The following is a 19,029-nucleotide window of genomic DNA, read 5'->3' on the forward strand; positions in this document are numbered from 1 at the left end:
GGTTATTTTACCCTATGCTTCCAGCGGTTTTTCAGGCTATAATACCGGAACTTTGTGGCTGCGCCTCCACCATTTTCTCTTTCTGAGAGTTTTTTATGGATTTTCTTGGCAATATCACCTCATTTGACGTCATTGTCGGGCTGATTTTTTTCTTTTTCCTCATCCGCGGGGGCTGGATCGGCTTCATGCGTCAGCTGGCCGCCTTTCTGGCCCTGGTAGGCAGTTACTGGGTTGCCGGCAGGTATACCAGCGAGATCGAACCCTATGTGAGCCGGGTGATGGATAATCCCAAGCTGATTTTCCTGGTCAGCTTCAGTCTGCTTTTTCTGGTCATGGCCATGCTCTTTATCCTCGGTGGCAAGGTGTTGCGCCGGGTCATGGAAATTTCCCTGCTCGGCTGGTTCGATCGCTTTCTCGGCCTCCTGCTTGGCGGGGTCAAGGGTATGGTGGTTGTTTCGCTCATGTACATGATCCTGGCCTCCAGCCTTTCCGGCTCAAACGAGCTGCTCCGCAAATCCCTCACCTCACCCTACCTGGCCCGGGGAGCCAATATCCTCTATGGCCTGCTTAACGATCCCCAGGTCCGGGCGCTTTTTCTACCCAAAGAGCCGGCCATCAAGGCGGAACCTGTTCCCGAGCACCGCGACCAGTATCAGGAGGAGTAATACCACCTGGCCAGTCGCCCGGGTGAGACTCCCAGGAGGCTGGCCGCCTGGATAAGCTGGTTGCGGAGTGTGGTCCGCACAAGTCCCAGCCGTTCCCAGCGGCGGGCCGAGGTGGTGACCCTGGCCCGGGCAAGCCGGATCCGGCCGATCTTTCGCAGTTGCCGGACCAGGGCAACGTCTTCCATGAGCGGCCAGTCCGGAAAGCCTCCGGCCTGAAAATAGGTTTCCCGCAGCATGAACAGGGCCTGGTCACCGTAGGGTTTCTGCAGCAGATGTGAACGGAGATTGGCCCCGAACTCGATGAGCCGAAAGCCCTTTTCCGGAGAGCCGATTCCGATCCGGAAGGCCCCGGCCGCGGTCCGGGGCCTGGCCAGGATCTCGAGCACATGGGTGGTCCAGTTGCCGGGCAGCAGTGTGTCGGCATGGAGGAAGAGCAGTATCCCCCCCGCGCGGCAAGGGCGCCCAGGTGCTGCTGAACCCCGCGCCCGGATGGGGAGCTGAGCAGTTGAACCGGAAAGGAAGCGGCGATGTCCCGGGTCTGGTCCGTGCTGCCGCCATCCACCACCAGGATTTCTTCTCCCGGGTGTGGGATCAGTTGTTCCAGGGTGGTGGCGATGGTTCCGGCTTCATTGTACACCGGGATGATGATGGAGATGGGCAAGGTCATCGGGTCGGTCGATATCACGGTGTCGAGGAAGAAGAGAGCAGCTCAGGCCGGCTTCCCGGATCCGCTCCATGGTCCGGGCGAAGACCCGGGAGCTGCCCCAGGGAATATTTTCAAACAGGTGTCGCAGCGCATGGACCTTTACCCCCCTGTGAATACCGATGAGATAGTAGCCGCCATCCACCGCCGGACCGAGCACGGCATCCTTGTGGCGGAGCCTGTCCAGAGCGGTGGCCAGCAGGTCGGGGTCGAGAAACGGGCAGTCGGATCCGACCAGGAGGATCCGACTGCCCCCGGCTTCGATCATGGTTTCCAGGGCATGGGCCATGCGCTCGCCCAGGGTTGCTCCCTCCTGGACATGGTAGGTCGCCTCACTACCCAGCCACTGCTGCATCAGCGATATGTCGGCGCCGGTATAAAAGATATGCAGATCAACCGGACGGAGGCTGGCAAGTATTCGGCCGCTGGTCATCATCCGTTCGGTGAGCGTTCTGTGCAGGTCTGTCGCCCCTTCCGGGCCCAGGGCAGGGATCAACCGGGTCTTGACTTCACCCGGCCGGGGATATCTGGTAAAGATAATGAGCTGTTCTGCGTGGAGGGTATCCATGGTGCCATGGTAAAATACTCCCGCCAAAAAGCCAATGAAAAGACCTGCCCGGACAGCCGAGATGATGCCGGAATGAAAAGAGGCTCCTCCGATCCTCGACCTGGAACGAAAATTCTCATTTTTCAAGGTAACCAAGAGAATGAAACGTGGACTACGCCGGAAAAAGACACCGGACGCCTACCGGGAACGGGTGTACCGGAGGGTGGCGGGCAGCGGACTGGTCTCCACCTTTGTCCGCATGGTGGAGACCGATCTCCATATCCTGGCCAGTTGCCCTGTGGAGGACCCGGCCCTGCTACTGGTTACCGAAACCCGGCGACAGCTTGAACACTACATTGCTGATCACCCCCTCTTTCTTGAATCCCTGATCCCGCTGCCCGATGATCCGCAGGCACCACCGCTGATCCGGGAGATGCTGTTGGCAGGCCGGCAGGCCGGGGTCGGGCCTATGGCGGCCGTAGCCGGGGTGGTAGCCGAGGCCGTGGGCCGTGGGCTGCTGGCAAGGGACGATGTCGCCGAGGTGATCGTGGAGAACGGTGGTGACATCTTCCTGGCCCGGCAGGTGGCAAGTGTGGTTTCGGTCTATGCCGGCGAATCCCCCTTAAGCGGACGGGTGGGGCTACGGATAGCAGCGCAGCGGATGCCGCTTGGGGTCTGCTGTTCCTCCGGGGCCATCGGCCACTCGCTCAGTCTTGGGCAGGCGGACGCGGTGGTGGTGACCGCCCCGTCCACTGCCCTGGCCGATGCCGCGGCCACACGCCTTGGTAACGAGGCCACGGGTCGAAGGCCGGTGGAGCGGGCCCTGGAGGTTGCCCGCGGGATCAAGGGGATCTCAGGGGTGCTCGTTATCGTCGGTGAGCAGCTTGGCGCCTGGGGCGATATTGAATTGGTGAAACCCTGAGTCAGCAGCCGGCCTCGGCCAGCAATGCTTCCCGGTGGCAGCGGGCAAAGAGGGTCACGTCCTCCTCCCAGGAGGCCATGCGGTTGATGCCCGCCTCACTCAGCCGTTTGTTCTCAAGGATCGAGTTGGTCGGGCGGGGGGCCGGAGTGGGGTAGTCGGCCGTGGTGCAGGGTTCGAGTCGGTACGGGATCTCCATGGCGCGCAGGAAGTGATCCGCACCGGCAAACCAGGTGGAAAAGCCCTCGGCCGTGGCATGGACAATGCCCGTCATGTCCGTTGGCAGCAGGGCCTCGATCTGCCTGGCCAGGCGCCAGGTCCAGGTGAGCGAGCCATACTGGTCGTCCACGACCCGCAGGGTGCGCCCGGGGTCGGCCAGGGCCAGCCGCAGCATGGTCTTGAGGAAATTCGGCCCGCCCATGCCGTAGAGCCAGGCCGTGCGCAGGATGAGAAAGTTATCCATCTCCCGGGCAATGGCCTGTTCGCCGGCCAGCTTGCTCCGGCCGTAGGTTGACAGCGGCTCGGTGGGATCTCCTTCCACCCAGGCCTGGGGGACCGGTTTTCTGCCGTCAAAGACATAATCGGTGGAGATATGGATGAGTCGGGCTCCCTGCCTCCTGGCGGCCCGGGCCAGGTGGGCCGGCCCGGAACCATTGACCGCCATGCATCGCTCCCTGTCTTCCTCGGCCTGGTCCACCCGGGTGTAGGCGGCGCAGTTGATTATCAAACCCGGGGCCAGGGCCTGGACTACCTCCGTCACCTGGTCCGGATCGGTGATGTCCAGCCGGGCGGAGGTCAGAGCGTCGACGCTATGTTTTTCAGAAAGAACGGCCTGGCAGTCCTGGCCGAGCTGGCCGCCTCCACCGGTGATCAGGATCTTCACTGTTCGGCCCGTCCATCGGGAATGGTATCCTGGAGCAGCTGCATGAGGTACTGGCCATACTGGTTCTTCAGCATTTTTGTCGCCAGTCGCTCCACCTGTTCCCGGTCGATATAACCCAGCCGGTAGGCGATCTCTTCCAGGCAGGCGATCTTGAGTCCCTGGCGTTCCTGGACTGCCTGGACATAGCTGGCTGCCTGCTGGAGGGAGTCGTGGGTGCCGGTGTCGAGCCAGCAGAAACCCCGCCCCAGCAGTTCCACCTTCAGCTTGCCTCGTTGCAGATAGGTGTTGTTGACATCGGTTATCTCCAGTTCGCCCCGGGCCGATGGTTTGATGGAGGCGGCAATGTCGACCACCTCGTTATCGTAAAAATAGAGCCCCGGGACTGCATAGCGTGACTTGGGATGGGCCGGTTTTTCTTCGATGCCGATCACCCTGTTGTTCCGGTCAAACTCGACCACGCCGTAGCGCTGGGGATCCTTGACCAGGTAGCCGAAGATGATGCCGCCGTCGGTGAGCTGGCTGCACCGCTTGACAATGTCGGCAAACCCGTGGCCGAAAAAGATATTGTCCCCCAGGACCAGGCAGACCGAATCGTTACCGATGAAATCGCGACCGATGACAAAGGCCTGGGCCAGCCCTTCGGGCCGTGGCTGCTCGGCATAGGAGATGTTGAGCCCCAGGTCGTGGCCGTTACCGAAGAGTTCGGAGAACCGGGGCAGGTCATAGGGCGTGGAGATGATCAGGATATCCCGGATACCGGCCAGCATGAGCACGGAAAGGGGGTAGTAGATCATCGGCTTGTCGTAGACCGGGATAAGCTGCTTGCTGATGACCCGGGTCAGGGGATAGAGGCGGGTGCCGGAGCCGCCGGCAAGAACGATACCCTTCATTGATCGAGATTCCTTGAATGCCCCCTTTGACTACTGCGCCAGGGATTTTGATGAATTGATGCTTCTAACTGGACCAAATCCTTGGAATAATATACCATAAGACGTGATGATTCTTCATACATCAAAATCCATTCGATAGCAACAGAGGTTTCCTATGGCTGCTCCCCTTAGCTGTTTTACCGCCTATGACGTCCGTGGTCGGCTTCCCGACGAGCTCAACAGTGATATTGTCCGCCGGATCGGTCTGGCCTTTGCTGACCAGTTCGGTATGCGCAGGGTGGTTGTCGGCCGTGACATGCGGCTCTCCAGCCCCGAGCTGGCGCAGGCCCTGGTGGAGGTCCTGACTTCCCAAGGCATCGATGTGGTCGATATCGGGCTCTGCGGCACGGAAGAGGTCTACTTTACCGTGTTTGCCGGAGAAAAGGAAGGGATCGACGGCGGCATCATGGTCACGGCCAGCCATAATCCGGCCGATTATAACGGCATGAAACTGGTCCAGCGCGGCGCCCGGCCCGTCTCCCGGGACTCGGGCCTGGATGCGGTGGCCGAAAAAGCAGCCTCCGAGTCCTGGTTCGCCGACATGCAGGCCCATTTTTCCGGTCGGCCCGGGACCTGTATCCGGGCCGAGGACAAGTCCGCCTATATCGACCACCTGCTTTCCTATGTGGATGTCTCGGCCCTGCCGCCGCTCAAGCTGTTGGTCAACCCGGGCAACGGCTGTGCCGGACCGGTGGTGGACCTGCTGGCGGAAAAACTGCCGTTCGAGTTTGTCCGGCTGTACTGGGAGCCGGACGGAACTTTCCCCAATGGCGTGCCCAACCCCCTGCTGCCGGAAAAGCGCGAGGCTACGGCCCGGGCCGTGCGGGAACACGGCGCGGACCTGGGAATCGCCTGGGACGGCGATTTTGACCGCTGTTTCTTCTACGACCATACCGGCCGGTTCATCGAGGGATACTATATGGTGGGGCTCCTGGCCGTGGCCATGCTGGCCAGGCATCCCGGGGCCACCATTCTCCATGATCCGCGGCTGGTCTGGAACACCATCGAGATGGTGACCGAGGCCGGCGGCTTCCCGGTGATGACCAAGACCGGTCACGCCTTCATAAAGGAGCGGATGCGTGAGCTCGATGCGGTCTACGGGGGCGAGATGTCGGCCCACCATTATTTCCGTGATTTTGGCTACTGTGATTCCGGGATGATCCCCTGGCTCTTGGTGGCCCAGCTCATGGGCCGCAGCGGGACGCCGCTGGCCGACATGGTGGATGCGCGGATGGAGAGATACCCGGTCAGTGGGGAGATAAACTCCCGGGTTTCGGATCCGGACGCGGTGATTGCCCGGGTGGAGGAGCGCTACGGTGATGGCGAGAAGGACTACACCGACGGGCTCAGCGTGAGTTATCCCCGCTATCGTTTCAATCTCCGCAAGTCCAATACCGAGCCGGTGCTGCGGCTCAACGTGGAAACCCGGGGTGACCGGGCCCTGCTCAGGGAAAAGACCGACGAGCTCCTGGCCCTGATCCGCTCCTGATAAGCGGCCCGCAAGGAATCGTCCTCGCCGGTCCTGTCTTAACAATGATGTAAAGGAGTCCTGCATGTCCATACAACCCGTGATTCTTGCCGGTGGCACCGGTACCCGGCTCTGGCCTCTGTCCCGCGAGCTCTATCCCAAGCAGGTCATCCGGCTGCTGGATGATCTTTCGCTCCTCCAGGCGACCCTTGAGCGGGTGGCCCTGCTGCCCGGGGTTTTGCCACCTGTTATCGTGGTCGGCGAAGAGCACCGGTTTCTGGTGAAGAACCAGGTGGAGGAATTGGGGACCTTTCCCCGTTATCATCTTCTTCTCGAGTCGGCGGGCCGCAATACGGCTCCGGCCGTCTGTGGCGCGGCCCTGTATGGCCGGCAACATGTGGGTGATGATGCGGTTCTCCTGGTATTGCCCGCCGATCACCTGGTGACCCGGCCCGAGGCCTTTGTCAAGGCAGTGACCCGGGCGGAAGTCCTGGCCCGGGACGGCTACCTGACCACCTTTGGCATCGTCCCCGAACGGCCGGAGACCGGCTATGGCTACATCGCCCGGGGGCAGGGGAGCCGGGTGGAAAAGTTTGTCGAGAAACCGGATCTGGAGACAGCGAAAGAGTATGTGGCCAGCGGTCGCTACTTCTGGAACTCAGGAATGTTTGCCTTTACCATTGAAACGCTTGTCCAGGAGATGGAGCGGTATGCGCCACAGATCGTGGAATCCATGAAGGAGGCCGTGGCCCGGGGAACGAGCGATGGGGTCTTCTTCCGGTTCGCGTCCGAGCAGATGGCCCGGTGCCCGTCCGACTCCATCGATTACGCCCTGATGGAGAAAACCGACCGGGCCGCCATGGTGGAGGCCGATATGGGCTGGAGTGATATCGGCTCCTGGCAGACCCTGTACGAGGTCTCGGACAAGGATGACCGGGGCAATGTCCTCCACGGTGATGTTGTGGCCGAGGATGTGGAGAACTGCCTTATCCGGGCCGAGGATACCCTGGTGGCGGCTCTGGGGCTGCGCGACACCATGATCCTCGAGACCGCGGATGCGGTGCTGGTGGCGCCGCTGGAGCGCTCCCAGGATGTGAAGAAGATCGTCGAGCGGCTGAAAAAGGAGGGCCGGGATGAATTCCGCTTCCACCGGACCGTGTACCGGCCGTGGGGCAGCTATACCAGCCTGGAGCTGGCCGGTCGGTTCCAGATCAAGCGGATATCCGTCAATCCCGGGGCCAAGCTCTCCCTGCAGATGCACCATCATCGGCATGAGCACTGGGTGGTGGTGGCGGGTACGGCCCGGGTGACCGTGGGGGACGAAGAGATTCTCCTGTTTGAAAATCAGTCCACCTATATTCCGGCCGGCTGCCGCCACCGGCTGGAAAATCCCGGCGTGATTCCCCTGGAACTCATTGAGGTCCAGATCGGCAGCTACCTGGGTGAGGATGATATCGTCCGCTTTGATGACGTGTATGGCCGGCAGGAGGAAACAGCCGGCGCTTCCCGGCAGGATGCTCAGTAGAGGGGCTGGTTCCGGGTCTCTGGATAGAGCTTGTGGAAGGCCTTGACGTAGTGTGAAATGGCCTTTTTGTCGTACTGGGCCACGTGGAAGAACTCGATGCCGCTCTGGTGCCGTTCGGCCACGGTCTTGGTATGGACAACCCGGCCCATCACGTCCACCAGCTCATCTTTGAGGCCCATGGTCAGCATGACCTGTTGGCCCAGGGCCAGGGGCAGGTGGGTCTCGATGAGCACCCCACCTTCACTGACATTGATGGTCCTGCCCATGGAGTATTCGCCCTGTTTCCCCTCCTTGTCCACCACAAGGTAGTCCAGGAGGTTCAGGGACTCCGGTCGAATCTCGCGCCTTCGTTCTTCAGTCATGGAATCTCTGTTCAGGTGGTTATAGTTTCGACCGCCGCTGTTCTCTGCCGTCCGGGTATTGGGGCATTCGCCCTCGCTGCCAGTATATTTTCCCGGACTTGAAAAGTCTACATTGTTCCATCTTTCTTGTCAAACCGTGCTTCCCTGAACAGGTCCGGGGGTCCGGGCGGCTCGCCATATTTTCACATGTTTGTAATTTTTTTTGACAGAATTGACATTATTGTGAAGATGTGTTGGCGGCGAGCGCCACCTTATTTGGGCGGTAAAAGTATTAAAATCAATATATTATGATTTTTGTTCGGGTCTGGCATACCATTTGATAACCTCTCCGTAACTGGTTTCCTGTGTCAGGCTGTGGAGGGTCTGGCGCAGGTGGTTTGAACTGTACTTTGTACTGTCTCTGAAAAAGATCAGAGGGGGAGCAGTGCATAACCAAAAAACAAGCAAAAGAAAAAAATGAGGAGAGTGTCTTATGAATTCCGGTGATACCGCCTTCATGCTGGTGGCAACCGCCATGGTCATGCTCATGACTCCCGGCCTGGCACTTTTTTACGGGGGGCTGGTCAGGTCGAAGAACGTGTTGTCCACGACCATGCAGAGTTTTTTCTGTCTGGGTATTATTTCCATTATCTGGGTGCTCTATGGCTACACCCTCTCCTTTGGTCCGGATATCGGCGGCTTTGTCGGCGGCCTCAAGTATCTCGGTCTCAAGGGTGTGGGGACGGGTATCGGCCCCTATTCCGATACCATTCCGGATCTGCTCTTTGTCGCCTTTCAGCTGATGTTCGCGATTATCACGCCGGCACTGATCACCGGCGCCTATGCCGAGCGGATGAAATTCACCGCCTTTGTTCTGTTCACTATTCTCTGGTCGACCCTGGTCTATTTTCCGGTCTGTCACTGGGTCTGGGGCGGTGGCTGGCTCGGTGAGATGGGGGCGCTGGATTTTGCCGGCGGCACGGTTATTCATATCAATTCCGGCGCCGCAGCGCTGGTGGCAGCCATTGTTATCGGCAAGCGCAAGGGCTGGGGGCGGGAAGCCATGCATCCGCATAACCTGCCCATGACCATTCTGGGTGCCGGAGTACTCTGGTTTGGCTGGTTCGGCTTCAATGCCGGATCTGCCCTCTCCGCCGGGCCCATAGCCGTTCTGGCCCTGTTCACCACCCAGGTGGCCACCGGCGCTGGCGCCGTGTCCTGGGTCCTGGCCGAATGGAAAATCCAGGGAAAACCCACTACTCTGGGCGCTGCGTCCGGTGCAGTGGCCGGCCTGGTCGCCATTACTCCGGGGGCCGGTTTTGTCGGGCCCATGTCCGCCATTCTGATCGGTCTGGTCGCCGGGGCGCTGTGTTACCTGGCTGTCCTGGCCAAGTCGCGGCTTGGTTATGACGATGCCCTGGACGTGGTCGGCGTCCACGGTGTTGGCGGCCTCTGGGGTGCGCTGGCCACCGGTATCTTTGCCTCCACGGCCTGGAATCCCGATGGAGCCAACGGTCTGCTGTACGGTAATGCCAATCAGCTGGTCATCCAGGCCATTGGTGCTGCGGCCGCTATCGGGTACTCGGTTGTCCTGACCTACATCATTCTCAAGGTCATTGACCTGATGATAGGACTGCGGGCAGATCAGGAAGACGAGGTCCAGGGTCTGGACGTGAGCGATCACAAAGAGGTCGGCTATACTTTCTGATCACTGAAAACGACCCGCCGGTCCGAAATCAGTTCTTCGGGCCGGCGGCCTGGCCTGCCGTCCAGCCGCGTCTTGTCTGGATGGAGGTGAATTGTTCCTTGATAATTTTGCTCTCTTCGTTACAATAATGTCTTAAATTTTACATTTTTGTAAATATTAAGATAAATGTAACCACAGGAGGGAGCAGTTATGAATGCAGCGGATACCGCCTTTATCCTGGCGGCAGCTGGACTGGTATTGTTGATGACCCCGGGTCTGGCCCTTTTCTATGCCGGGATGGTACGGAGCAACAACGTGCTCGGCACCATCATGCAGAGCCTGATCATGATTTCGATCATTTCGTTTGAATGGGTCTATATCGGCTACACCATGTCCTTTGGTCCGGATATCGGCGGTTTCATCGGCGATCTGTCCTGGTTTGCCCTCAAGGGGGTGACAACGGCGCCCAGTGACACCTATGCCACCACGATCCCGCAGATCGTGTTCATGATTTACCAGTGCATGTTCGCGGTGATCACTCCGGCGCTCATCACCGGTGCCTTCGCCGAACGGGTCCGTTTCGCCCCGTTCGTGGTCTTCAGCCTCCTGTGGGCCATCCTGGTCTACAATCCGGTCTGTCACTGGATCTGGGGGTCTGGCGGCTGGCTCGGCAAGATGGGAGTTCTGGACTTTGCCGGCGGCCTGGTGGTTCATGTAACCTGTGGGGCGGCGGCCCTGGCAGCGATTCTGGTCATCGGTCCGCGTCGGGGGTATGGTAAGGAAAATTTCATGCCCCACAACCTGCCCATGACCATGCTGGGTACCGGGTTGCTCTGGTTTGGCTGGTTCGGCTTCAACGGCGGTTCGGCCCTGGCGGCGGACAACGTGGCCGCCACGGCCTTTGTGGCCACCCATCTGGCCGGCATGGCGGGTATGGCCATGTGGACCATTATGGAATGGATAAAGCTTGGCAAACCGACTACCCTGGGAGCAGCATCCGGGGCCATTGCCGGCCTGGTCTGCTACCTGGCGGTCAGCGCCAAGACGCGGCTCGGCTATGACGACAGTCTCGACGTGGTCGGTATCCACGGCGTGGGCGGCGCGGTCGGCACCCTGCTGCTGGGGGTCTTTGCCTCCAGGGCGGTGAACCCGGGCGGCGTGGACGGCCTGATCGCCGGTGCCACCTCCCAGCTGGTCAGCCAGTTTATCGGTGTGGTCGTGGTCGGGGTCTACGCCTTTGTGGTCAGCTATGTCCTGGTCAAGGTGATTCACGCCACCATGGGGCTCAGGGTCAGCGAGGAATCCGAGGTCCAGGGCCTGGATTATGCCGAGCATTCGGAAACAGCGTACAATTAAAAAAAACATTCTGATTACCATCAATCTTCAGCATTGAAACCGGTGTCGGCCTCCCTTGTTTCACGGGACGCCATAAACCCGTCCCTGGGGGCTTGACTGTGGCCATCCAGGCCACAGACACCCGTGAAACAAGGGAGGCCGACACCTTCATCCATCGAAGGATGAATTTCAGTGGCAATTACAAAAAACATTGTCCCTGGTCGCTCGCCGTCCGTCACGGATTTGGGAGAATGTCTGGAGAGCCATGGGGCATGGATCCGCAAGGGTCCGGCCCCTGCCACAACAAACCATGAAACTCACCCAGGCAACACCAGGCCCCGGGGTGAGTTTCGGATAAACCGAAAGAGGGTATCTATGAAAAAGATCGAGGCCATTATCAAGCCGTTCAAGCTTGATGACGTGAAAGAGGCCCTGAATGGAATCGGCATCAAGGGAATGACCATCTCCGAGGTCAAGGGATACGGCCGTCAGAAGGGACATACGGAGATTTACCGAGGAGCGGAGTATGTCGTTGATTTTTTGCCTAAAATAAAGATTGAAATTATCACCGACACTGACCAGGTGGACAAGGTGATCGAGACCATCATCGAGGCCGCCAGGACCGGCAAGATCGGCGACGGCAAGATCTTCGTCCTGCCGGTGGAAAAGGTGGTCCGGGTGCGGACCGGAGAGACCGACCACGAGGCCATCTGATGTTGGCATATCCGGTCTGTTTTGCTGCTCCGGCAGGGTCTGACGCTGTCTGTCTTCGACACACTGCGGGGCATGGGTCCTGCGGGACCGCAAGGTGAGTGGACAACAGAAAAATCTGCGGGTCCAGCGGGAGGCCCTGGAAGAGCTGTGGCGCCTGGGACTTTCCGGGCACGAGCTCCTGAGCCGGCACACGACCCTGGTCGACCAGTTCATCATCGACCAGTTCCAGGCTTCCGAGGCCGTGGCCAGGGCCCGCGGCAATATCGCCCTTATAGCTCTCGGTGGCTACGGCCGCCGGGAGCTGTATCCGTTTTCAGACATCGATCTTTTGCTCCTGCACGACTGGAAGGCCGGCCGGTACATGCAGGATGTGGCCGAATCCATCCTCTATCCCCTTTGGGATGCCAATTTCGATGTGGGCCATTCGGTCCGTTCGGTCAAGGGGGCGGTCAACTTCGCCCGGGAGGATTTCATCTTTCAGGTCTCCCTCCTGGATGCCCGTTTCCTGGCCGGGTCGGAAGAGCTCTTTGACAAACTGTGGAAACGCTATCGGGCCAAGCTGCTCGACGGCAAGCGCAACCGTTTTGTCCAGACCATGGACCATTTCCGGGAGCAGCGGCGGGAGAAATATGGGAGCCACGCCTACCTGCTGGAGCCGCATATCAAGGAAGGCAAGGGTGGTATGCGCGATATCCAGGCCATGCTCTGGGTGGCCAAGGCGGTCTTTGGGCTGCCCGATCTCAGGGCCATTGAAGAGTCCGGCATGCTCCAGGCCGAGGAATGCCGTGCCTTCCAGGAGTCCTGGGACATGCTGGCCCGGATTCGTAACCGGCTCCATTACGTGAGCCGGCGCAAGAACGACCAGCTGATCTTTGAGTACCAGGAAGAGATCGCCACTGCTTTTGGCTATCATGACCAGGAGGGGCTGCTCGGGGTGGAGCAGTTCATGCGCCAGGTGTATGGTCATCTGCAGACCATTGCCGTGACCACGGATTATTTCTTCGAGCATGTGCATGAAGTGCTGGGGATCACCGGTACCGGGCGGGATGAAAAAAATCTGGAAAAGGCCGTCGTGCTCCGGGCCGGGACCATCCGGCTGGCGCGCCCCGATGAACTGGTCCAGCGGCCCTATCTCCTGATGCGGCTTTTCCTCCAGGCCGGGCGGACCGGTATGCCGCTCCACCACCGGACCCGGCAGCTGGTCAGTGCGCACCTCGGCCTGGTGGATGACCGGTTCCGGAGTTCCAGGCGGGTGGCCGGGATCTTCCTCGATCTTCTCATGGGGCCCGACCCCATGCCGGTTCTGGAAACCATGCTGGAGACCGGTCTGCTGACGGCCTACATCCCGGAGTTCGCCCGGGTGGAATCCCTGGCCCAGCATGATCTCTACCATATCTATACCGTGGATCGGCACCAGCTGCAGGCTGTGTCCGAACTAACCCGGCTCAAGCAGGAGGAGGATTCGGACCTGTTCCTCTCCCTGGCCTCCCCGCACCTGGTCTATCTCGCCGCGCTCCTGCACGATATCGGCAAGGGACAGGGAGTGGATCACAGCGTGCTCGGGGCCGAGCTGGTAGAGGATATCGGCCGTAGGCTCGGACTCCCGGCAGAGGAGCGGGCCTGTCTTTCTTTTCTGATCCGCTACCATCTCTACCTGCCGGAAAACGCCATGCGCCGCGATCTGGAAGACCAGGCCTTCATCGAGCAGGCCGCCGGCCTGATCGGCGATGTGGATCGGCTGACCATGCTCTACCTGCTCACCATTGCCGATTCCCGGGCCACAGGACCATCGGCCTGGTCGAGCTGGAAGGCGACCCTGCTGGCCGACATGTTTCTCAAGGTCAAGACCTGCCTCGAGGCCGGCTGCGGAAACGGGGACGAGGTGGATGACGGCTCCGAGGAGCAGGGCGTCAACTGGTTGCGCGAGCAGGTGCACTCTCTCCTTGAACCGGGTGAAGAGCTGCGGATGGATGTGGCCGGTCTCCCGGCCGACTACCTGACCAGTTTTACCCCCGAGATGGTGGTCCGTCACCTGCGCCTGCACCGGGATCAGGCCACGGTGCTGCAGCAGAAGGTGCTGATCTTTCCCGAGGCCAGGCCTGGGAGCTGGTCTCTGCTGATCATGAGCAAGGACCGGCCCGGACTGCTGGCAAAGCTCTGCGGGGTGCTGGCCCTGCACAACCTCTCGGTGCTGGCGGCCCAGATCTTCACCTGGCCCGACACCACGGTGGTGGATGTGCTCGATGTGGTGCCGGTGGCCCAGTCGGATTTCGAAGAGCAGGACTGGGAGGCCCTGGAGCGCGATGTCAATCTGGCTGTGAATCACCGGCTGGATGTCACCTACCAGCTTCATAAGCGGTTGCACGGGGTGGTGGGGATGCGGCCCCGGCGCAAGGTTCAGCAGCTGGTGCAGGAAGTGGTGGTTGATAACGAGACCTCCAGGCGCTTCACCGTTATCGAGGTCTACGGCGGCGACCGGCCGGGCACCCTGTACCGGCTCGCCCAGACCCTGGCCGATTTCGGCCTCGATATTCATCGGGCCCGGATCGCCACCGAGGTGGAACAGCTCATCGATATCTTTTACGTTACCCTTCGCAGCGGCGACAAGCTGACCGACGAAGAGATGGTGGACAAGGTGCGCAGCACGCTTTTGCACATCATTGCCGAGGATGGTAAAAACGCATGATTTTGATGCAGTTTCAGCGAGAAAATGGTATATCCTGGACAGCTGCCGGGCCGCATGGCACCGCGCAGGTTCAGTGGTATAGGGGAAAACGCCGGGTCAACCGGTTTAAGGCAATCATCCAATAATTGAAAGGAGATGAAACATGACACGCGATGAAATAATGAAAATCATTGAAGAGGAGAACGTGCATTTCTTCCGGCTGCAGTTCGTGGATATCTTCGGCTTTACGAAGAATATCGCGATTCCGCGCAGCCAGATCGAAAAAGCCCTTGACGGCGACATGATGTTCGACGGCTCTTCCATTGACGGCTTTGTCCGCATCAACGAGTCTGACATGTACCTGAAGCCGGATTATGACACCTTTACCGTCCTTCCCTGGAGGAACCAGGACGGGACCAACGCGGCCCGGATTATCTGCGATATTTACAAATCTGACGGAACCACTCCTTTCGAAGGTTGCCCCCGCAATAACCTCAAGCGTGTCCTGGCTGAGGCCAAGGAACTCGGCTACACCATGAACGTCGGTACCGAGTGCGAGTTCTTCCTGTTTGAAAAGGATGAGGCCGGTCGTCCCACCACCAACACCCATGACGTGGCCGGCTACTTTGACGTGGATCCCGACGACTGTGGCATCGACTGCCGCCGGGAGATCATCCACACCCTGGAGGCCATGGGTTTTGAGATCGAGGCGTCCCATCACGAGGTTGCCGAAGGTCAGCATGAGATCAACTTCAAGTATGCCGATGCCCTGGCAGCGGCCGACAACACCGTGACCTTTAAGTGGGTTGTCCGCTCCATCGCCGCCAAGTACGGCCTGCATGCCACCTTCATGCCCAAGCCTGTTTTCGGCATTAACGGTTCCGGCATGCACACCAACCAGTCGCTCTTCAACCTGGACGGCACCAACGCCTTCTTTGACGAGAACGGCCCCTGCAGCTCAGCGAAACCGCCTACCACTACATCGCCGGTATTGCCAAGAACGCCAAGGGCTTTGTTGCGGTAACCAACCCGCTGGTCAACTCCTACAAGCGCCTGGTGCCCGGCTACGAAGCCCCGGTCTACATTGCCTGGTCCGCTTCCAACCGCTCCGCCCTGATCCGGATTCCGGCTGCCCGCGGCCTGGCCACCCGGACCGAGGTTCGCTGCCCGGATCCGACCTGCAACCCCTACCTGGCTCTGGCCATCATGCTCAAATCCGGCCTGGACGGTGTGGTCAACAAGCTCGAGGCCCCGCCCTCTGTTGACCAGGACATCTTCTCCATGACCCCGGCCGAGAAGGAAGCCGCCGGTATCGACAGCCTGCCCGCCAACCTGCACGAGGCCATCGAGGCCATGAAGGCAAACCCCATTGCCAAGGATGCCCTTGGAGAGCATATCTTCACCAAGTACATCGAAGGCAAGGAAAAAGAGTGGGACTGCTACCGTACCGCTGTGACCGACTGGGAGATCAACAATTACATCGCCCGATACTAAAATTTTTCCGATTTTCCGGAATTAAAGAATTGAAAGGCCGCTGCCCGGGAATGGGCAGCGGCCTTTTGTGTTTGCCCGGCATGGCGGGCAAACCCAGCCTGCGGAACGCAGGCGTCACCCCGACCAGGGGGAAGACAATCCGAATCGCAAGGGCGTTGCTGGCAACGGCAGGGTCTGAAGGAAGCGATAGGAAGTGAGCGGTACATAGCGTAAGTGAACCTGATTCGGCGTCATAGGTGGGTAAGCGTGCACAATAGCGTGAAGCCCGATACCTGGTCAGACCTTTGGCGTGATTGAGGATGGGATTGCTCACCGGGAGTTCGCCTTAACCGGGGAAGCCTCCTAGCGTACTTGCAGTACGAGAGTTAAGGAAGGTTCAAGGAGAGATCCAAGGCCTACCGAAGCGGTGGGAGGTGGCAGATGATTCCGTAGTAGTGATGAAATCCCGGCCGGAGAAGCCTGGTAACAGCGTGGAGGATAAAACCGGGATGACCTGTCAGCGTTGTTTGACAGGGGCTGGTATTTGCCAAAAGCGGTATCAGTTGCGAAGGGATGAAGTTTATTTGAAGGTTCCCTGAAGATCATGGAGGTCTGGAGTCAGAACACAAGCTGCCCGACGGGGCGGGGCACATTTTCGGCGGTATGCTGTGAGAGGCCGTCTGCTGATTTTGGCCGTTCATCGGAGTAACCTGAACAGTTGAGCGTACATTGCCCATTGGGATAGAAGGCGCTCTCATTTGGGTGAAGACCCGGGGATTCCAGGCAGAAGTGGAGGGATGGGGACGCAGGACAGGAGCATGGTTGACGTTTGGTACAGTCTGTATGACCGGATGCTGAGCAGGGACGCTCTGCACAAGGCGTTTGGGAAGGTGAGGTCTGCGAAGGGAGCTGCCGGAATAGACGGCCAGTCCATCAAGGACTTTGCCGCATCAGCCGAAGCCAACATCGACTGTCTCCTGAAGGAACTGTGGGAAAAGAGTTACCAGCCACTGGCCGTGCGCCGGGTAGAGATACCCAAGCCAACCGGAGGAGTTCGGTTGCTCGGTATTCCAGCAGTCCGTGACCGTGTAGTGCAGCAGGCACTGCTCGACATTCTCCTGCCGATATTCGATCGGGATTTCCACCCGTCGAGCTATGGCTATCGCCCAGGCCGCAGTTGTCATCAGGCGATATCCAAGGCGACGATGTTTATCCGTGACTACGATCGAAAGTGGGTAGTTGATATGGATCTGTCCAAATGCTTTGACACCTTGGACCATGATCTCATCCTCAGCGCCTTTCGTCGCCGGATCAGGGACGGGAGTATCCTCGGTCTCCTGGAGAAGTTTCTGAAGAGCGGTGTAATGACGGATTCGGGATTTACGGCTAGCGAGATCGGCAGTCCACAGGGCGGCGTGATCAGCCCTCTGATAGCCAATGTGTATCTCGATTCTTTTGATCAATTCATGAAGAATCGTGGCCACCGAATAGTCCGCTATGCGGACGATATCCTGATTCTGTGCCAATCAAAGAAAGCGGCCGAGAATGCTCTTGAGCAGGCACGGCACTATCTTGAAGGAGAATTGCTGCTGACTGTCAACCGTGAAAAGACCCATATCTGCCACAGCAGTCGGGGCGTAAACTTTCTGGGAGTATCCGTATGCTCTCAGTATACGCAAATCCAGCGAGGCAAGATTAAGTCTTTCAAGGCAAAGGTCAAGGCAATGACCCGGCGTAATTCCCCGGTGAATCTTGAGAAAGTGATTGCAGATCTCAATCCGCTCTTGAGGGGATTTGCCAACTACTTCCGGATAGCGAACTGCACAGGAGAATTTTCAAGGCTGATGAGATGGATTCGGAGAAGACTGCGAGCCATCCAGCTGAAATTGTGGAAGAAGCCCAATCGGCTTCACCGCAGGCTGAGGCAGCTTGGATACAGGGGGAAGTTTGATGCGATCAAAATGAACTCCTGGGCCAATGCGGCAAGTCCTTTGAGCCATTATGCCCTGCCCAACGGATATTTACACCGGGGCTTGGGTCTCTTTGATCTTGGTGCTGTATCTACTGGAATCTCTGTTTCAATATGAAGGAAAATAAACAGGAGCCGTATACGAGACCCGTACGTACGGTTCTGTGAGAGGGATGAGGCAAGCGTAATTAACTTGCCTCACCCTACTCGATCGTTTTATGGCGAAATGCGGCCAAAAAAAGGCGCATGCCCGACCGGGCATGCGCCGGTGGTCGGAGAGGTTGCCATCCCTCCGACCCTTCCTCCTAGCGGTGCCTCTTCTTTCTGGCAAAACCTGCCAGTCCTGCCAGCCCGGCCCCGAACAGCACCATGGTGGCCGGTTCCGGTACCGGTGCCACGGCGACCGGTACTCCTCCTTCAATCACGTCGTTTGCCCCTGTATCAGTCCAGTGGAGGCCAATTTCCGCCCCGGGGTCCAGTGAATCAAGATCCATGGTGATCACTATGGAGTCGGTGGCCCCGTTCTGGTCTTCATCCTCCAGGGTCCAGCTGCCCTCTCCCAGCGAAATCTCCGTGTCCCCGGGATCATACCAGGTCTCCTGAAGTTCATCCGGACCGCCGTACACGATACTGCTGTCGTCCACTGCAAAGAGCGTGGCCGCTCCACCGCTGCTCAGGCCACTGGGTCCGGAAAACAGCCCGCTAAGATGAATGACCGCCTCCCATTGTTCCCCATTGCCGAAATAGTCTTCGTTGTAGCTGGTCGCCGCCGTGCCGTCGGGATTCCAGCCATCGGTGCTGATGAAAAGGTCGCCCGGTGCCTCGATAAACGGCAGGCCTGCCTGCCAGTAGAGAAAGAGGTTGGAGCGGATGGTGACCTCCAGGAGGGTGTCGGCAAAGGCGACCTCCATGGCGGTGATGTCATAGATGAAGCCGGGTCCGCGGACATCACGGTCCCCGGGAATCACCGTACCGGTGCTGCTGTTCCAGCCGCTCGCGCCCCAGTAGTTGTCAATGATTGGTATCGCCCCGGCCTCCTGCGTGGCAGCAAGGGGGATGGAGAGCACGCCGGCGATGAGAGCGGCACCAATCTTGTTCATGGAAAAACCTCGGATGTTTTTTGTCTGTTGGCTTTTTCAACTGCAAGTAGCATGCCTCCTTCTTTTATGTAATTATTTTAATAGGTTACCTGTGTTGTATCTGGCT

At 59.1% G+C, this 19,029-nt stretch carries 15 protein-coding genes and 2 pseudogenes; 10 read left to right on the top strand and 7 right to left on the bottom strand.

What is annotated here, in order from left to right; all coding sequences use genetic code 11:
• Positions 1-95: 95 nt before the first annotated feature.
• On the top strand, positions 96-665 hold the full coding sequence (locus GF1_RS00455; RefSeq protein WP_267927663.1) for a CvpA family protein: 570 nt from the start codon (positions 96-98) through the stop codon (positions 663-665).
• Here GF1_RS00455 and GF1_RS00460 read toward each other — a convergent pair.
• From GF1_RS00460 to GF1_RS00465, 3 genes and pseudogenes are all read right to left on the bottom strand, one after another.
• Positions 653-1,051: a hypothetical protein gene (locus GF1_RS00460; RefSeq protein ID WP_267927664.1), complete on the bottom strand. Its 399-nt coding sequence runs from the start codon at positions 1,049-1,051 to the stop codon at positions 653-655. The genes GF1_RS00455 and GF1_RS00460 overlap by 13 nt on opposite strands.
• A 116-nt stretch (positions 1,052-1,167) precedes the next feature.
• A pseudogene (locus GF1_RS16320) lies at positions 1,168-1,332 on the bottom strand (glycosyltransferase); the annotation flags it as partial.
• On the bottom strand, positions 1,292-1,936 hold the full coding sequence (locus GF1_RS00465) for a TIGR04282 family arsenosugar biosynthesis glycosyltransferase (RefSeq protein ID WP_267927665.1): 645 nt from the start codon (positions 1,934-1,936) through the stop codon (positions 1,292-1,294). The pseudogene GF1_RS16320 and the gene GF1_RS00465, both read right to left, overlap by 41 nt.
• A 139-nt stretch (positions 1,937-2,075) precedes the next feature.
• Here GF1_RS00465 and GF1_RS00470 point away from each other — a divergent pair, with 139 nt between their 5' ends.
• Positions 2,076-2,837, top strand: a complete 762-nt coding sequence (locus GF1_RS00470) for a UPF0280 family protein (RefSeq protein ID WP_267927666.1) — start codon at positions 2,076-2,078, stop codon at positions 2,835-2,837.
• 1 nt (position 2,838) lies between these two features.
• Here the strand turns inward: GF1_RS00470 and rfbD are convergent, their stop codons facing one another.
• Both rfbD and rfbA read right to left on the bottom strand, forming a co-directional pair.
• On the bottom strand, positions 2,839-3,717 hold the full coding sequence (gene rfbD, locus GF1_RS00475) for a dTDP-4-dehydrorhamnose reductase (RefSeq protein ID WP_267927667.1): 879 nt from the start codon (positions 3,715-3,717) through the stop codon (positions 2,839-2,841).
• Positions 3,714-4,607 carry a glucose-1-phosphate thymidylyltransferase RfbA gene (rfbA, locus tag GF1_RS00480; RefSeq protein WP_267927668.1) on the bottom strand — a complete coding sequence of 298 codons (894 nt, stop codon included), beginning with the start codon at positions 4,605-4,607 and terminating at the stop codon, positions 3,714-3,716. The genes rfbD and rfbA overlap by 4 nt, the downstream gene beginning before the upstream one ends.
• A gap of 154 nt (positions 4,608-4,761) precedes the next feature.
• Here rfbA and GF1_RS00485 point away from each other — a divergent pair, with 154 nt between their 5' ends.
• Together GF1_RS00485 and GF1_RS00490 are read left to right on the top strand one after the other, a co-directional pair.
• Entirely contained in the window at positions 4,762-6,135 is a 1,374-nt protein-coding gene (locus GF1_RS00485) for a phosphohexomutase domain-containing protein (protein ID WP_267927669.1), read from the top strand.
• Positions 6,136-6,199: 64 nt separating this feature from the next.
• Positions 6,200-7,639: a mannose-1-phosphate guanylyltransferase/mannose-6-phosphate isomerase gene (locus GF1_RS00490; RefSeq protein ID WP_267927670.1), complete on the top strand. Its 1,440-nt coding sequence runs from the start codon at positions 6,200-6,202 to the stop codon at positions 7,637-7,639.
• On the opposite strand, the gene GF1_RS00495 is transcribed toward GF1_RS00490, so the two are convergent.
• The gene (locus GF1_RS00495; protein WP_267927671.1) at positions 7,633-8,001 is read right to left on the bottom strand and encodes a PilZ domain-containing protein; all 369 of its coding nucleotides are present in this window, start codon (positions 7,999-8,001) and stop codon (positions 7,633-7,635) included. The genes GF1_RS00490 and GF1_RS00495 overlap by 7 nt on opposite strands.
• Before the next feature lie 472 nt (positions 8,002-8,473).
• On the opposite strand from GF1_RS00495, the gene GF1_RS00500 reads away from it, so the two are divergent.
• From GF1_RS00500 to ltrA, 6 genes and pseudogenes are all read left to right on the top strand, one after another.
• Positions 8,474-9,688, top strand: a complete 1,215-nt coding sequence (locus GF1_RS00500; RefSeq protein WP_267927673.1) for an ammonium transporter — start codon at positions 8,474-8,476, stop codon at positions 9,686-9,688.
• Positions 9,689-9,877: 189 nt separating this feature from the next.
• Positions 9,878-11,023 (top strand): ammonium transporter, encoded by a 1,146-nt coding sequence (locus tag GF1_RS00505; RefSeq protein ID WP_267927674.1) that lies wholly within the window; start codon positions 9,878-9,880, stop codon positions 11,021-11,023.
• Between the two features lie 354 nt (positions 11,024-11,377).
• Entirely contained in the window at positions 11,378-11,716 is a 339-nt protein-coding gene (locus tag GF1_RS00510) for a P-II family nitrogen regulator (RefSeq protein ID WP_267927675.1), read from the top strand.
• 94 nt (positions 11,717-11,810) lie between these two features.
• Positions 11,811-14,402 (top strand): [protein-PII] uridylyltransferase, encoded by a 2,592-nt coding sequence (glnD, locus tag GF1_RS00515; protein WP_267927676.1) that lies wholly within the window; start codon positions 11,811-11,813, stop codon positions 14,400-14,402.
• 142 nt (positions 14,403-14,544) lie between these two features.
• Positions 14,545-15,875: pseudogene (glnA, locus tag GF1_RS00520) on the top strand (type I glutamate--ammonia ligase).
• Positions 15,876-16,672: 797 nt separating this feature from the next.
• Complete coding sequence (gene ltrA / locus GF1_RS00525; protein ID WP_267926322.1) at positions 16,673-17,941, top strand: group II intron reverse transcriptase/maturase; 1,269 nt, start codon at positions 16,673-16,675, stop codon at positions 17,939-17,941.
• A gap of 187 nt (positions 17,942-18,128) precedes the next feature.
• Here the strand turns inward: ltrA and GF1_RS00530 are convergent, their stop codons facing one another.
• Entirely contained in the window at positions 18,129-18,923 is a 795-nt protein-coding gene (locus tag GF1_RS00530) for a PEP-CTERM sorting domain-containing protein (protein ID WP_267927677.1), read from the bottom strand.
• Positions 18,924-19,029 lie beyond the last annotated feature (106 nt).

This window comes from Desulfolithobacter dissulfuricans, from assembly GCF_025998535.1.
Classification (GTDB): Bacteria; Desulfobacterota; Desulfobulbia; order Desulfobulbales; family Desulfobulbaceae; genus Desulfolithobacter; species Desulfolithobacter dissulfuricans.

Coding starts and splice junctions, on each gene's coding strand:
- GF1_RS00505 (WP_267927674.1), top strand. CDS start 9,878: ATGAATGCAGCGGATACCGCCTTTATCCTGGCGGCAGCTGGACTGGTA.
- ltrA (WP_267926322.1), top strand. CDS start 16,673: ATGGTTGACGTTTGGTACAGTCTGTATGACCGGATGCTGAGCAGGGAC.
- rfbA (WP_267927668.1), bottom strand. CDS start 4,607: ATGAAGGGTATCGTTCTTGCCGGCGGCTCCGGCACCCGCCTCTATCCC.
- GF1_RS00510 (WP_267927675.1), top strand. CDS start 11,378: ATGAAAAAGATCGAGGCCATTATCAAGCCGTTCAAGCTTGATGACGTG.
- GF1_RS00470 (WP_267927666.1), top strand. CDS start 2,076: ATGAAACGTGGACTACGCCGGAAAAAGACACCGGACGCCTACCGGGAA.
- GF1_RS00455 (WP_267927663.1), top strand. CDS start 96: ATGGATTTTCTTGGCAATATCACCTCATTTGACGTCATTGTCGGGCTG.
- GF1_RS00495 (WP_267927671.1), bottom strand. CDS start 8,001: ATGACTGAAGAACGAAGGCGCGAGATTCGACCGGAGTCCCTGAACCTC.
- GF1_RS00485 (WP_267927669.1), top strand. CDS start 4,762: ATGGCTGCTCCCCTTAGCTGTTTTACCGCCTATGACGTCCGTGGTCGG.
- GF1_RS00490 (WP_267927670.1), top strand. CDS start 6,200: ATGTCCATACAACCCGTGATTCTTGCCGGTGGCACCGGTACCCGGCTC.
- GF1_RS00500 (WP_267927673.1), top strand. CDS start 8,474: ATGAATTCCGGTGATACCGCCTTCATGCTGGTGGCAACCGCCATGGTC.
- GF1_RS00465 (WP_267927665.1), bottom strand. CDS start 1,936: ATGGATACCCTCCACGCAGAACAGCTCATTATCTTTACCAGATATCCC.
- GF1_RS00530 (WP_267927677.1), bottom strand. CDS start 18,923: ATGAACAAGATTGGTGCCGCTCTCATCGCCGGCGTGCTCTCCATCCCC.